Genomic DNA, 13,074 nt, shown 5'->3' on the forward strand with positions numbered 1-13,074 from the left:
GGCGGGCACTTCGGGCTCGGGGGCAGCGCCGCGGGGAGCGCCCGCCTGCCGTTCGAGCACGGATCAGAAGTGGATGTCCGTGTCGTTGCCGTTGCCGATGCCGCCGTCGAGCACGTCGCCGAGGTGGAGGTCGCCGACGACCTGGCCGACGCTGTTGTGGACGTCGCCGACCTGCGCGACGTCCTGGACCACGTTGCCGGTCACGTCGACGACGTCCTTGACGTCCACGACGTCGCTGACCAGCACGTCGGTGTTCTTGACGAGCACGTCCACGTCGACGACGTCCTTGACGAGCACGTCGGCGTCGAGGTCCTCGACCAGCACGTCGGTGACGGCCTTGACGTCGGCGACGCCGGCCACCTCGGTGACGTTGCCGTAGCCGAGGCCGGAGACGGTGGAGACGGCCTCGTTGCCCGTCAGGAGGGCGGAGTCGAGGGTGCCCGACACGTCGCCCAGGCCGGAGAAGTCCGAGGCCAGCGCGGTGATCGAGGAGGGCGCGGCGACGTCCGTGATCGCGGTGACGCCCTCGACGTTGTCGGAGACCAGCTTCAGGCAGCTGGACGCGTCCAGGTCACCGGCCCCGCCGAGCACCTCGTCGATCGCGTCGACGTTCGCGACGGACGCGGCGTCGAGCACCAGCGGCAGGATGTCCTGGACGTCGCCCGCCGTGATGTCGCCCAGACCGGCCGCCTGCAGGGCGCCCAGGGGGTCCTGCTGGAACGCGGCGCGGGCGTCCAGGTCGGTCAGGAGGCCGAGAGTGAAGTCGTGCAGCGTGGTCTGCTCGGTCTGCACCGTGGTGCCACCGGTCTGCACCGTCGTGCCACCGGTCTGCACCGTGGTGCCACCGGCCTCCACGCTGGTGTCACCGGTCTGAGCCGTGGTCGGTCCGGTCTGCACCGTGGTCGTCTCGGTCTGCTGCATGGAACTCAAGCTCCTGATGGTGGATCGGGGGATGTCGTGCTGAACCGTATGGACGAACGGCATCCCCCGGCATCGGGAGTTGGCCCCAGATCGTGACGCAACGAGGTCCCTAGGGGGTTGGTGTCACCCATTAGGGGAACGGTGATTTCACCCATATGGGTCGACTTCGAGCCCTCACGGGCCGACGTAGTTCTCCGCGAAGGTCGCGCGGTAGGCAGGGGACTCGGCCAGGTGCTCCAGCCGTGCCTGGGCCAGCCGTCCGAAGAACGGTGAGGTGACGTCGGTGTGGATCATGTTCACCATCCACTGCGAGAACTCCTGTGCCCGCCAGACGCGGCGCAGGCAGTCCTCCGAGTAGGTCTTGAGACCCGTCTCGGATCCGGTGGTGTAGAAGTCGATAAGCGCACGTCCGAACGTTGCGGCGTCGTTCATGGCGAGGTTCATGCCCTTGGCGCCCACCGGAGTGATGATGTGGGCTGCGTCACCCAGGAGGTACAGCCGCCCGTACGACATCGGCTCGACCACATGGCTGCGCATATCGAGCACGCGCTTTTCAATGATCTTGCCCTCGGTCAGCGCCCACGAGCTGTCGTGCAATGCGAAACGCTTGTGCAGTGCTTCCCAGACCTGTTCGTCGGACCAATCCGAAGCCTTTGTCCCGACGGGCACCTGCAAATAGAAGCGGGACACCGACGGCGATCTCAACATATGTCCGGCGAAACCGTCCTCGTGCAGCGCGTAAATGATGGCTTTAGTCGACGGAGGAGCCTCCGCGAGAATGGCCAGCCACTCGATCCCGTGCTGGTGCGTGAATTGTGAGAGCGCTTCCTCGGGAATCGACCGGCGCGTTACGCCGTGGAACCCGTCGCAGCCGGCGACGAAGTCGCTCGCGGCCGATTCGCGGACTCCGTCTGCGCTGGTCCAGGCCACCGACGGGGTCGAGGACGTCAGGTCCCGCAACTCCACGTCGCTGACCGAGAACCGGATGTCACCTCCCGCGTCCAGAAATGCCGCGACGAGGTCCTTCACCACTTCCTGCTGGGGGTAGACGTAGTGTTCGCGGCCGCCGTAGAGGTCGCTGTACGACACCTGGAACGCCTGACCGTTCACGCGGAATTCACACGTTCCGTGACGGTCTGCTTCCAACAGCAATCGATCCGCCAGACCGAGTGACTCCAACATGGTCACGGAGCGGTGCTCCAGCACTCCTGCCCGTGGCCGGGTTTCCACGTGGGCTCGACTGGCTTTTTCGAGCACCACGCAGTCGATACCTGACTGCTGGATCAGGTTTGCCAAGGTCAGACCTGCCGGCCCGGCACCGACGACGGTCACTGCGCGCTTCAATTGGGGTTCTCCTAGCGCTCGGCCTGCTGTGCTTAGATGCTCACCGCAGGTAGTGGACTGGAACCTGCTCGTGTCGGTCAACTGGGGTCTTTTGGAGCAGCATCATTACTCTGAGTGGTTGACCGTCGCGACTCCTCCCCCGCAACGACGACACCGCTCCGACAGGAGAGTGCTCCCGATGACTCGAAGAGTCCGCCGTATGGCCATCCGTGGCATCGCCCTTGCCACGCTGCTCGCCACCGTGGCGAGCTGTGGTGCGCTCGGCGGCACAGAGCAGGCGCCCCCGGCCGACGCGAACAGCAGCGGCCCGGTCGAGAAGGCCAAGATCACCCTGGGGACGATGCCCGTCCTCGACGTGGCCTCGATCCACGTGGCGATCAAGAAGGGCTACTTCAAGGCCGAGGGTCTCGAGGTCGAGCTGAAGACCATCCAGGGTGGTGCCCAGGCGATCCCCGGCCTGATCAACAAAGAACTGGACTTCACGTTCGGCAACTGGGTCTCGTTCTTCGCCGCCCAGTCGAAGGACGCCGCCAAGGCGGTCGACGGCATCAAGCTCATCGCCGACGGCTACCAGGCGAAACCCGACATGTTCCTGATCTTGGCGGGCGGCGACTCCGCCATCAAGGGCCCTGGGGACCTCGCGGGCAAGACCATCGCGATCAACACGTTCAAGAACATCGCGGAGCTGACCGCCAAGGCCACGCTCGAAGCCGCGAACGTGGACGTGAGCACGGTCAAGTTCAAGGAGATGCCGTTCCCGGACATGCAGGCGGCGGTCCAGAACAAGACCGTTGACGCGGCCTTCATGGTCGAGCCGTTCATCACCCGCGCCCAGCGCGCCGCCGGTCAGATCAAGGTGCTGGACGCCGCGTCCGGCCCGACCGACAACATCCCGATCGCCGGCTACGCCACCAGCGGCGAGTTCGCCAAGAACAACCCCAAGACCGTCGCCGCGTTCCAGCGTGCGATGGCCAAGGGCCAGGCCGACGCCGCCGACCGTCCCACGGTCGAGCCGCTGCTCGTCGAGTACGCCAAGGTCGACAAGGAAACCGCAGGTCTCGTCCACTTCGGTGCCTTCCCGACGACGCTCGACCAGACGCGCCTGGAGCGCGTCGTCCAGCTGATGCAGCGGTACGGGATGCTGGACAAGGAGCTCGACGTCAAGCCGATGCTCATCCAGCCCTCCGGTAGTTGACGAACAGCGCGGGCGCCTGTGATCAGGCCGTGATCACAGGCACCCGCGCTCCTCGTTTCCACCAGATGAATTATCGCTTGGGGGCCGTTTAGCCGCCCACAGCAAAGTTGTTGATTCTCGAACCAGCTGTTTTGTCGTCCAAACGGCGGTATGAGAACAGCGTGTTTTACTCCAAGATCCACCAGGTTTGCAGCTATTAAACGGGGCGGGGAGTGTTGACGGTGCGCGGTCGTGAGGACCAGCGAGGCATCGACCGGTTCCGCCTACGCAACTGGCGGTTGCGGAGCAAGCTCGCGGTGGTGTTGCTAGTTCCGGCCCTGAGCACCGCGACTCTCGCGGGTCTGAGGCTGAACACCCAGCTCGACGACGTCGAACTCTTCGGCACCGTCCAGCGCGAGTTGGCCGTGAGCCACCAGGCCGCGAAGGTGGAGAACGCGCTGCAGGTCGAGCGCGACTGGGCCGTGCAGTGTGTGGCGGCGGGCAGGCAGAACGCGTGCCCCGAGCACGCGGCCCGTGCGGGTCTCACCGACACGGAACTGGGCAACTATCGGGATTCGGGCGCGACGGCCACGGCCATGAGCGCGCCCCTGCAGGAGTCGTTCACCAAGTCCATGCAGGCGCTCGACGGACTGGCGAGCCTGCGCGTGACGTTGCTGAGCACCAAATACCCGGACATCGCCGTGGTCGGTGCGTACAACCAGATCATCGCGCCGCTGAGCCAGGTGCACCGTGCCGCGGTGTCCAGCCTGAGCGAGCCGGAGATCGTTCCGCTCGTCGCGGCGGCGCAGGCGCTGTACCTCGCGCAGGAACAGCTCGGCCAGCAGAACTCGATCCTGACGTCCACCGCGCTGCGCCGGGGTTTCGCGCCCGGTGCCGCGGACGAGCTGCGGTCCGCGCAGTCCCGGTTGGACGCGGCGTTCAGCGAGTTCAACGACGTGGCGTCGGCGGCGAACAAGCAGAAGTTCCAGGACATCGTGTCCGGTGCGTCCGTGGACGGCCGCAACCGGCTCGTGAAGCTGGCGCTCGCGCAGCACGCCGAGGGTGTGCCGGTGTCCATTACGGACGCCGAGGTCCTCAAGATCGGCCAGGACACCGCGAACCTGGTGCGCGAGGTCACGTCGGACCTCGAGGGCCAGGCCGACGCGACGGCGACCCGCCTGGCGTCCGAGGCGCGTGGCTCCGCGTGGCGTGACGCCGCACTGGTGGCCGTCTCGCTGCTGGTCGCGTTCGGTCTCATGGCGATGGTCGCGCAGTCGATGCTGCGACCGCTGCGCGTGCTGCGCCGCAGCGCCCTCGACGTCGCGCGCAACCAGCTGCCGGACGCCATTCGGCGCATTCGCTCGCACCGCGATCCGGAACGGGCCGCGGAGGAGGCGATCGTCCCGGTGCCGCTCAACACGACCGAGGAGGTCGGCCAGGTCGCGCGGGCGTTCGACCTGGTGCAGCGCGAGGCCGTCCGCCTCGCCGTCGAGCAGGTGGCACTGCGCGCGAACGTCAACGACATGTTCATCAACCTGTCGCGGCGCTCGCAGGCGTTGGTGGAACGCCAGATCAGCGTGATCGACCGGCTCGAGCAGGACGAGCAGGACCCCGACCACCTGGCGTCGCTGTTCGAGCTCGACCACCTCGCCACGCAGATGCGCCGCAACAGCGAGAACCTGCTGGTGCTCTCCGGCACGACGGTCAACCGCCGCGTCACCCGCCCGGTCGCGATCGCCGAGGTGCTCGGCGCCGCGGTGTCCGAGGTCGAGAAGTACGCGCGCGTCCAGATCGCGCCAACGCCGGAACTGATGGTGCAGGGCCGCGTGGTCAACGACCTCGCGCACCTCGTCGCCGAGCTGCTCGACAACGCGACGGCGTTCTCCAAGCCGACCACCAAGGTCACGGTGCGCACGATCGAGACCCGCAAGGGCGAGGTCGCGATCCGCATCCACGACCGCGGTGTCGGCATGCAGGAGGACGACGTCGTCGAGTTCAACGCGAAGCTCGCCGAGCCGCCGGAGGTCGACGTCTCCGTGGCCCGCGAGATGGGCCTGTACGTGGTCGGCCAGCTCGCGAAGCGCCACGAGATCCGCGTGACGCTCGCGAACAACGACGACATCGAGGGTGGCGTCACCGCTCAGGTGATCTTGCCGATCTCCTTGTTGCACAAGGGATCAGTGCCCGCACTGCCGTTGCCGCCCGCCGCTCCCGCCGCCTCCGAGTCGACCGGCGAGGGCCTGTCCGGTGTGCCGAAGTGGACGCCGGAGCACCCGGTCGTCGTGCCGGCGCGCGCCACCACGGAGGAGAACTCCGGGCGGCACCGCATCGAGCAGACGTCGGCGGACGGCCTGTTCACCGCGCGGATCGAGGCGACGGAGGAGGCCGCTGAGGACGGTTACTCCTACGAACCGCCGATCGAGAAGCCGGAGCCGGACCCGGCGACCGAGATCTTCCCGGCGATCGCCGACGAGCCGGAGATCTCGCACGACGAGCTGTCGCGGTGGTTCCAGACCCCCGCGGCACCCGAACCCTCCACAAGGGACGTTCCGTCAGCGGAGCCGGTACGTGCCGAGGAAGAGGACGCGGAGCCCGCCACCGTGAACGGCCTGCCCAAGCGGCAGCGTTCGGCGGAGACCGTGAAGATCGAGGCTCCCACGGCGGTGCCGCGTGCGGTCGCCGACTTCGCCGACTCCGACTGGGGAGCGGCGGACGAGGGCTGGAAGGCCGCGGGCGCGCTGGACAAGGGCGCACCCGCGCAGACGACGGAGAACGGTCTGCCCAAGCGCGTCCCGAAGGCGCGCCTGGTTCCCGGTTCGCTGCCGAAGCCGGCGTCGCCGGCACCCCAGCTGGCGACCGCCGGCGCCATCCCCGGGCGGTCGGCTGACCGGTTGCGTCAGCGGTTCGCCACGTACCAGAAGGGTGTCCAGATGGGCCGCGAGTCGCTCTTCGACTCGGCCGTCGGAGGCATCCCCGTGATCGCAGAAAGGGAACGCCAGTGACCACCGCGACTGAGGAACTGGACAACTTCAGCTGGCTGGTCGAGGACTTCGTCAGCAGGGTCGCCGGTGTCGCGCACGCGATCGTCGTCTCCGCGGACGGCCTGCTGCTCGCTTCGTCCGACCGCCTGCCCCACGACCGCGCGGAGCAGCTCGCCGCCGTATCCTCTGGCCTGGTCTCGCTGAACCTCGGCGCGGCCCGCTGCTTCGAGGCCGGTGAGGTGAAGCAGACCGTCGTCGAGATGGAACGGGGCTATCTTTTCCTGATGTCCATCAGCGACGGATCCTGCCTCGCCGTGCTCGCCGCGCCCAACTGCGACATCGGGCTCATCGGTTACGCGATGACCCGGCTGGTGGAGCGGGTCGGTCTCCAGTTGACGCCGGAGATCCGGGCCCAGCTGCACGTTTCCATGCGAGCCTGAGTAGAGAGAAGTTCCCCATGAGCAACGGTGCTCCGGGTCGTCCGGGGTCACCTGGGGCCGGCCTGAACGCGATGTCGGCGAAGATCGTCGTCGCGGGTGGGTTCGGCGTCGGCAAGACGACGTTCGTCGGGTCGGTCTCCGAGATCACCCCGCTGACGACCGAGGCCGTGATGACCCAGGCATCGGTCGGAGTCGACGACCTGTCCGCGGTGCCGGACAAGGTGACCACCACGGTGGCCATGGACTTCGGCCGCGTGTCGCTGGACAAGGACCTGATCCTGTACCTGTTCGGCACGCCCGGCCAGCACCGGTTCTGGTTCATGTGGGACGACCTGGTCCGCGGCGCGATCGGTGCCGTGGTCATGGTCGACACCCGCCGGATCGACGAGGCGTTCGCGCCCATCGACTTCTTCGAGGACCGCGACCTGCCCTACGTGATCGCGGTGAACTGCTTCGACGGCCTGATGCACCACCGGGCCGAGGAGATCCGGGACGCGCTGACGATCCCGTCCTCGGTGCCGATCATCCCGTGCGACGCGCGGAACCGGCAGTCGACTAAACAGATCCTGATCGCATTGGTGGAGCACGCGCTGCGCCAGCCTTCGTTCGCTTAGACCCGCCTCCCGCGGAAAAACGGGGCCGGTGCCGCACGCACCGGCCCCGTTGACATTCGCCTGACCGGCCCGCATCCCCGGCACCCTTCCGGTTCATCAGAGCAGCAAGGGTGTCAACGGTTATTCGCCCGTTCGGCGGCGGCCTGTCCGGTGCGCTGGGCCGCGGGAAATCCGGTAGTAGGGCGTGTTTCCGCTCGCCGCGCCGCACCGGCGCAGAGCAGGCCGTTCCGATCACCTACGAACTCTCTGGACCGTGTCAGCGCCGCTTCACACTTGACTCTTCTTGTGCGCCAACGCCGCAGCGATACAGTCGGGGTGCAATTACCCTGCATTGCGAGGAGATTCCTGTGTTCCTGCGCAAAACAATTGCTGTGGTCGCCAGTGCTGCCGCCATCTCGGCCGGCCTCATCGGCACCGCGGAAGCCGCGCCCCGCACCGTCACCTACAACTCGAGCAACACCGGCGAGTTCCAGGCCGCGATCGACAAGGGCGCCCAGGTGTGGAACGCCAGCGTGGTGAACGTGAGGCTGGTCAAGGTGACCGGCACCGCGCACATCACCGTGTCCGTGGACAACCAGTGGCCCCGCGCCTACGTGTCGAGCCTCGGCCGTGGCCGGTGGGTCATGGGCCGCCAGGCGGTCAACGAGGGCCACGACACGGTCCGCATCTCGTCCCACGAGTTCGGGCACCTGCTCGGTCTCCCCGACCGCAGGACGGGGCTGTGCACCGACCTGATGTCCGGCGCCAGCGCCGGCACGTCCTGCAAGAACCCGAACCCGAACGCCAGGGAGAAGGCCGAGGTCGAGGCGAAGTTCCGGACGGGGGCTACCGTCCAGGCCACGACGTTCTCCGACGCTGCCTGATCAGCCCGTGAGTGGGTGGTTGTGGTCTCCCTGACGGCCACAACCACTTACGGCGACACGATCAGATCGACGCCGAGCGCCCGAAGCTCGTCCGGGTCACCCGGCCCGCCGATCACATGCACGCCGGCCGAGCGCAGCAGCGGCACCATGAGCGCGAGGCCCTGCCGCGCCAGCCGTTCCGACGGCGGCCGGGCCAGCCGGACACCCCAGACCGGACAGCGGTCCACAGTGGACAGCCCGGTGAACCCGCCGCCGAACTCGTGCAGCAGCACCTGCACCCCCATGTCGTGCAGGACCTCCATGTTCTCCTCGCCGTCGGGCATCGCCCGGACGTCCAGCGCCAGGAACAGCGAGGAAGCAGGGAAAGCGCAGGCCCGCAACGTGGAACGAACGTGCGCCGCGAGGTCCGGGTCCCGCGACTGGTCCCGCGACAACCTGATCAGCACCGGCTCGCCACGCGAACAGGCGTCCTGCAGCACCAGCTGCCCGGTCCGGGACGCCAGGCCGAGGGCGTCCGCGTAGGCCACGACGTCGTCGTGCCGGCTGACGCCCCACCGCAGTGAGGCCTCCAGGAACGCCCGCTCGCCCGAAACCCACGACACCGGCGCGTACTCCACGGAGATCTCGCCGTTCTCGAAGGCACCGGGCATCGCCGCGATCCGCGCGAACCGGGTGCGGTCGGCGGTGTCGGCCTCGTGGTCGTAGATGCCCCACTGCCTCTTGCCGCCGGTCTCGGCTCTGCGCAACGTCGAATGCGCGCGCCGCAGCACCGCCGTCGGATCCACACCGGGGCCCATGGCGTGCACGAACCCGATCGACGTCGACACCGCGACGCCGGCGCCCTCCAGGTACACCGGCTCGGACAGTTCCTCGTCGATCATCGCCGCGAGTGCCGCCACGTCGGGCGAACCGTGGATCAGCACCACGAACTCGTCGCCGCCGACCCGCGCCACGACCGCGTCCGGCAGCGCCAGCCGCAGCCGTCGCGCCACCTCGACCAGCACGGCGTCGCCCGCCACGTAACCGAGGCCGTCGTTGACGATCGTGAGGCTGTCGACGTCCAGGTAGCCCAGCGTGTACGGCTCGCCGGACGCGAGCGCGGACTCCAGCTTGTCGGTGAACGAGGCCCGGTTCGGCAGCCCCGTCAGCAGGTCGGTCAGCGACTGGTGCCGCAGCCACTCCTGCAGCATCCGCTGCTCCGTCACGTCCTCGATCAGCGCGACGTGGAACTTCGGCAGCCCGTCCGACCCGCGCAGCACGGACAGCACGACGTTCGCCCACACCGTGTCGCCGTTGTTCTTCGTGATCTCCCACTCGCGCCGGTCGGTGTCCACAGAGGACGAGATCATCCGCTGGCACGCCGCCGCCAGCGCGGTCGCGTCCGCCTCGGCGAAGAGCTCCTTCGGCATCTCCTCGTGACCGAGGATGGTGGCGAGCGCCTCGTTCGCCTCCACGACGCTGCCGTGCAGGTCGAAGATCGCGATGCCCACCGCCGTCGTCGCGAAGACCTGGGCGAACCGCGCCTCGCTGTCGTGCAGGTCGCGCTGCGCGTCCTCGACGGCCTTCAGCAGCGAGTTCTTGACCTTCTCCTGCTCGGCGAACAACTGGTCGCGCGTCGCCCGCACGTAACCCGACGCCAGCGCGCCGAGCACCTCGGGAGGGAACTCCGGTGCCAGCACCTCCAGCGTGCGGCGCAACGAGTCCGGGCCCGTGAAACGCTTGCGCACCAACCACTCGCCGACGTCCGCCGCGGCCTCCCCAGCACGCAGCCGGGCGGCGTGTTCCTCGAGGTGCTGCGTCAGCCTCCGCCGTGACATCGGCGAGTACGCGCTCTCGATCAGAACAGCCGCCCAGCGCTGTGCGATGGGCGAGGTGGCCATCAGGGCTTGCGGCCGACCGCGGCGTAGAGGTTGGCCTTGGACGGCTCGGCGCCGACGTCCTCGGGCGTCTCCGGGCGCCACTCCGGCGTGAAGACGATGCCGGGCTCCACGACCTCCGTGCCCGCCAGCATGTCCATCACCTGCGCCTTGGTGCGTGGCGTGATCGGCTCGGCGGTCTTGGCGAAGATCTCCTTACCCGCCGCCATGGCCGCCGGCATGCTGTCCGCGGTGAAGTGCGACAGCGCCAGGTACGAACCGGACGAGAGGGATTCCACGTACCGGGACAATACGCCCCACGGGTCGTCCGAGTCAGGGATGAACTGCAGGACGCCCACGACCAGAAGCCCGACGGGCTGGGAGAAGTCGAGGTGCTGCCGCGCCTGCGCCACGACCTTCTCCGGCTCGCGCAGGTCGGCCAGTAACGCCGTCACGTCCGGTTCGTCGGCCAGCATCAGCTCGGCGTGCGTGATCGCGACCGGTTCGAAGTCGACGTACACGACCTTCGACTCGGGGGCGACCTCGTGCGCCACCTCGTGGACGTTGCCGACCGTCGGGATGCCAGAACCGAGGTCCAGGAACTGCCGGATGCCGAGCCCCGCGAGCTCCAGGACGACGCGGCGCAGGTAGGCGCGGTTGAGCCGCGCCATGGCCCGTACCGGCAGCACCTTGATCAGGGCTTCGGCCGTCTCGCGGTCCGCCTCGAAGTTGTGCCCGCCGCCGAGGAGGTAGTCGTAGATCCGGGCGGAACTCGGAACGTCGACGTTGACACCTTCCGGAACCCAGCTGACTCGATCGACCACAGCAGCACACACCCTCTCGCGATGCGAATTCTGAGTGCCGATAACCCTACTGGCCGCAGATGTGGACCAATCGAGCGAATTCCCCCAGCACACGAATGGCGAGTCAGAGGATGAACCAATCGGTGCAACCGTTTGTGAACCGGAACTTGACCGGTCCGCGTGGTGCCGCGCCCATGACGAACATGCCCAGCTCGTCGACCGCGACGGTCTCGTGGTCGCCGTTCGGCGTCACCAGCGTGACCGACTCGGCGGCCGGCATCAGCTGACCGGTGACCCCCGCTGCCGACACCTCCACCTGCAGCATCACGCCGTCCGCGTCGAACACGAGCTGCCGAGCCGTCGCCGTCGACCGGGCACGGGCGAACAGCGTGTCGTCCAGCACGGAGTCGTACGACGTGACGAGCAGCAGCTCCTCGTCGATGTTCCGCCAGGTGAACGCGGCCTTCGCGGCCTCGACGAACTCCGGCGGTACGTCGTCGGAAGGTGTGCTCAACGCGTCGCGCAGGGCATCGAGCAGTACTTCGTCACTGTCCCAGTCGTGCCGCACCCAGCACACCTCCTCTCGCTGACTTCCTCGGGGGCGAGCCCAGGAACGCTGAGATCGCAGGGGTCTTGCGCAACTTCTCGAGGCACCGTATCCGCGTCGGCCCGATGCTGCCGACCGGCATCGCGAGCTCTTCGCTCACGACCTGGTAGCTCGGCGGCGGATCGGTCATCAGCTTCGTCAGCAACCGCTTGCACTGCTCGGTGAGCTCGGCGAACCCGTCCCGCAACGCCTGCCGCCGCTCCACGGCCAGCAGGTCCGCCTCCACGTCCGCGTCCACCTGCTCCGACTCCAGCGCGTCGGACTCGGACAACGGGTCGTACAGGTGCGTCCGCTGCTGCACGCGCAGCACGCGCAGACACTCGTTGCGGGTGGTCGTCATGATCCAGCCCGGCAGCGCCTCCGGCTCGCGCAGTCGTCCGATCTGCTCCACGAGCCGGAGCCACAGCGTCTGGTTCACGTCGGCCGCATCCGACGGGCGCAGCCGGTGCTTGTAGATCACCGACACCACCAGCGGCGTGTAACGGTCCACGATCTCGTTCCACGCCGACTGGTCGCCCTCGGCCGCCGCGCTCACGAGCGCGGCGATCGGGGATGCAGAGGTCACATCGACTCCTTGCGGTCACAACTGGCGGAGGCCGAGGTTGCTCCCCAGATACAACTATTTGACAAAAACTCCGTAGCCGGGGTGGAACTCCGGGCCGCTCAACAGTTTGTCACGCGCCTGAGCTGCGTCGACGCCGTCGGCCACCATCGTGGCGGCGATCCGGCCGGTGACCAGGGGCGCGGCGAACGACGTGCCGTACCAGTACGCCCACAGCGCGAACGGCGTCGCGGCGGCCTCGCCCGGCAGCTGCCACTCGCCCTTGAGGTAGGTCGAGGCCCGGTTGCCGATCGCGCACGCGTCGACCCAGTGGCCCCAGTTCGAGTACGCCGCGGGACCCACCGAGCCGTCCCGCGCCTGCTCGGCGGCGGCGACGGCGGTGACCCGGCACAGCGCGGCGGGCCAGCTCGGCCGCTGCGTGCCCTGGTTGCCGGCCGACGCCACCACGACGATCTCCGGTGGCAGCGCCTCGATCGTGCGCCGCAGCGGCTCGGACGCCACGTCGTCCTCGGTGAAGCAGCCCAGCGAGAGGTTGAGAATGTTGATCTTCTTCTGGCTGAGCTCGGTGATCTTGGCGCAGAGCCGTTCCTCGTCCCCGAAGCCGTTGGCGTCGAGGGCGACCTCCGGGTCGAACGTGACGCCGGGCGCCGCGTTCTGGATCACGCCCGCGACGAACGTGCCGTGCCCGCCCTGCAGCGCGAACTGGTCGCCGCTGCTGTACGCGGGGTCGACGTCGTCCGCCTCCTTGAGGTAGCGGTCGGCGAACCAGTCGGAGTGGTCGCTGTCGGCGCCGGAGGAGATGCCGGTGTCGACGATGCCGACGCGGACGTTCTTGAGGCGCTCGTCGAACTTGGGCGCGGAGATCGGGTCGGTCGGGTGGGGCCGGTCGCCGGGGTTGCCCATGACGAG

12 protein-coding genes are annotated in these 13,074 nt (G+C 68.2%); 5 read left to right on the plus strand and 7 right to left on the minus strand.

The genetic code is table 11. The annotated features are described in order from the left end of the window. Positions 1–63 precede the first annotated feature (63 nt). Both ACRSBM_RS07425 and ACRSBM_RS07430 read right to left on the minus strand, forming a co-directional pair. A complete protein-coding gene (locus ACRSBM_RS07425) occupies positions 64–921 on the minus strand; it encodes an IniB N-terminal domain-containing protein (protein WP_434440957.1) in 858 nt (285 codons plus the stop codon). A 174-nt stretch (positions 922–1,095) separates the two neighbouring features. After that, a complete protein-coding gene (locus tag ACRSBM_RS07430) occupies positions 1,096–2,265 on the minus strand; it encodes a 4-hydroxybenzoate 3-monooxygenase (RefSeq protein ID WP_434440960.1) in 1,170 nt (389 codons plus the stop codon). A gap of 178 nt (positions 2,266–2,443) precedes the next feature. Between ACRSBM_RS07430 and ACRSBM_RS07435 the strand changes: the two genes are divergently transcribed. From ACRSBM_RS07435 to ACRSBM_RS07455, 5 genes are all read left to right on the plus strand, one after another. Then, positions 2,444–3,460 (plus strand): ABC transporter substrate-binding protein, encoded by a 1,017-nt coding sequence (locus ACRSBM_RS07435; RefSeq protein ID WP_434440962.1) that lies wholly within the window; start codon positions 2,444–2,446, stop codon positions 3,458–3,460. Between the two features lie 221 nt (positions 3,461–3,681). Then, entirely contained in the window at positions 3,682–6,441 is a 2,760-nt protein-coding gene (locus ACRSBM_RS07440) for a nitrate- and nitrite sensing domain-containing protein (RefSeq protein ID WP_434440965.1), read from the plus strand. Then, complete coding sequence (locus tag ACRSBM_RS07445; protein ID WP_030468876.1) at positions 6,438–6,860, plus strand: roadblock/LC7 domain-containing protein; 423 nt, start codon at positions 6,438–6,440, stop codon at positions 6,858–6,860. Before ACRSBM_RS07440 ends, ACRSBM_RS07445 begins: the two co-directional genes overlap by 4 nt. A 17-nt stretch (positions 6,861–6,877) precedes the next feature. Next, positions 6,878–7,474 carry a GTP-binding protein gene (locus tag ACRSBM_RS07450; protein ID WP_434440968.1) on the plus strand — a complete coding sequence of 199 codons (597 nt, stop codon included), beginning with the start codon at positions 6,878–6,880 and terminating at the stop codon, positions 7,472–7,474. A 347-nt stretch (positions 7,475–7,821) separates the two neighbouring features. Then, the gene (locus ACRSBM_RS07455; RefSeq protein WP_434440971.1) at positions 7,822–8,337 is read left to right on the plus strand and encodes a snapalysin family zinc-dependent metalloprotease; all 516 of its coding nucleotides are present in this window, start codon (positions 7,822–7,824) and stop codon (positions 8,335–8,337) included. Positions 8,338–8,384: 47 nt separating this feature from the next. On the opposite strand, the gene ACRSBM_RS07460 is transcribed toward ACRSBM_RS07455, so the two are convergent. The 5 genes from ACRSBM_RS07460 to ACRSBM_RS07480 all read right to left on the minus strand — a co-directional run bounded on the left by ACRSBM_RS07460 (position 8,385) and on the right by ACRSBM_RS07480 (position 13,068). Continuing rightward, positions 8,385–10,217, minus strand: coding sequence for a diguanylate cyclase domain-containing protein (locus ACRSBM_RS07460; protein ID WP_434440974.1), 1,833 nt, complete (start codon positions 10,215–10,217; stop codon positions 8,385–8,387). Then, the gene (locus ACRSBM_RS07465) at positions 10,217–11,017 is read right to left on the minus strand and encodes an SAM-dependent methyltransferase (protein WP_434440977.1); all 801 of its coding nucleotides are present in this window, start codon (positions 11,015–11,017) and stop codon (positions 10,217–10,219) included. Before ACRSBM_RS07465 ends, ACRSBM_RS07460 begins: the two co-directional genes overlap by 1 nt. Before the next feature lie 103 nt (positions 11,018–11,120). Beyond that, positions 11,121–11,564: a hypothetical protein gene (locus tag ACRSBM_RS07470; protein ID WP_434440979.1), complete on the minus strand. Its 444-nt coding sequence runs from the start codon at positions 11,562–11,564 to the stop codon at positions 11,121–11,123. Then, positions 11,542–12,168 (minus strand): RNA polymerase sigma factor, encoded by a 627-nt coding sequence (locus ACRSBM_RS07475; protein ID WP_434440982.1) that lies wholly within the window; start codon positions 12,166–12,168, stop codon positions 11,542–11,544. Before ACRSBM_RS07475 ends, ACRSBM_RS07470 begins: the two co-directional genes overlap by 23 nt. Positions 12,169–12,222: 54 nt before the next feature. After that, positions 12,223–13,068, minus strand: coding sequence for a S8 family peptidase (locus ACRSBM_RS07480; RefSeq protein WP_434440984.1), 846 nt, complete (start codon positions 13,066–13,068; stop codon positions 12,223–12,225). Positions 13,069–13,074 lie beyond the last annotated feature (6 nt).

Origin of the sequence: Lentzea xerophila (assembly GCF_051094245.1) — a bacterium.
Classification (GTDB): domain Bacteria; phylum Actinomycetota; class Actinomycetes; order Mycobacteriales; family Pseudonocardiaceae; genus Lentzea; species Lentzea xerophila.

Excerpts from the sequence above, each read along its gene's own strand:
- ACRSBM_RS07435 (WP_434440962.1), top strand. The coding sequence starts at position 2,444 with ATGACTCGAAGAGTCCGCCGTATGGCCATCCGTGGCATCGCCCTTGCC.
- ACRSBM_RS07450 (WP_434440968.1), top strand. The coding sequence starts at position 6,878 with ATGAGCAACGGTGCTCCGGGTCGTCCGGGGTCACCTGGGGCCGGCCTG.
- ACRSBM_RS07460 (WP_434440974.1), bottom strand. The coding sequence starts at position 10,217 with ATGGCCACCTCGCCCATCGCACAGCGCTGGGCGGCTGTTCTGATCGAG.
- ACRSBM_RS07425 (WP_434440957.1), bottom strand. The coding sequence starts at position 921 with ATGCAGCAGACCGAGACGACCACGGTGCAGACCGGACCGACCACGGCT.
- ACRSBM_RS07480 (WP_434440984.1), bottom strand. The coding sequence starts at position 13,068 with ATGGGCAACCCCGGCGACCGGCCCCACCCGACCGACCCGATCTCCGCG.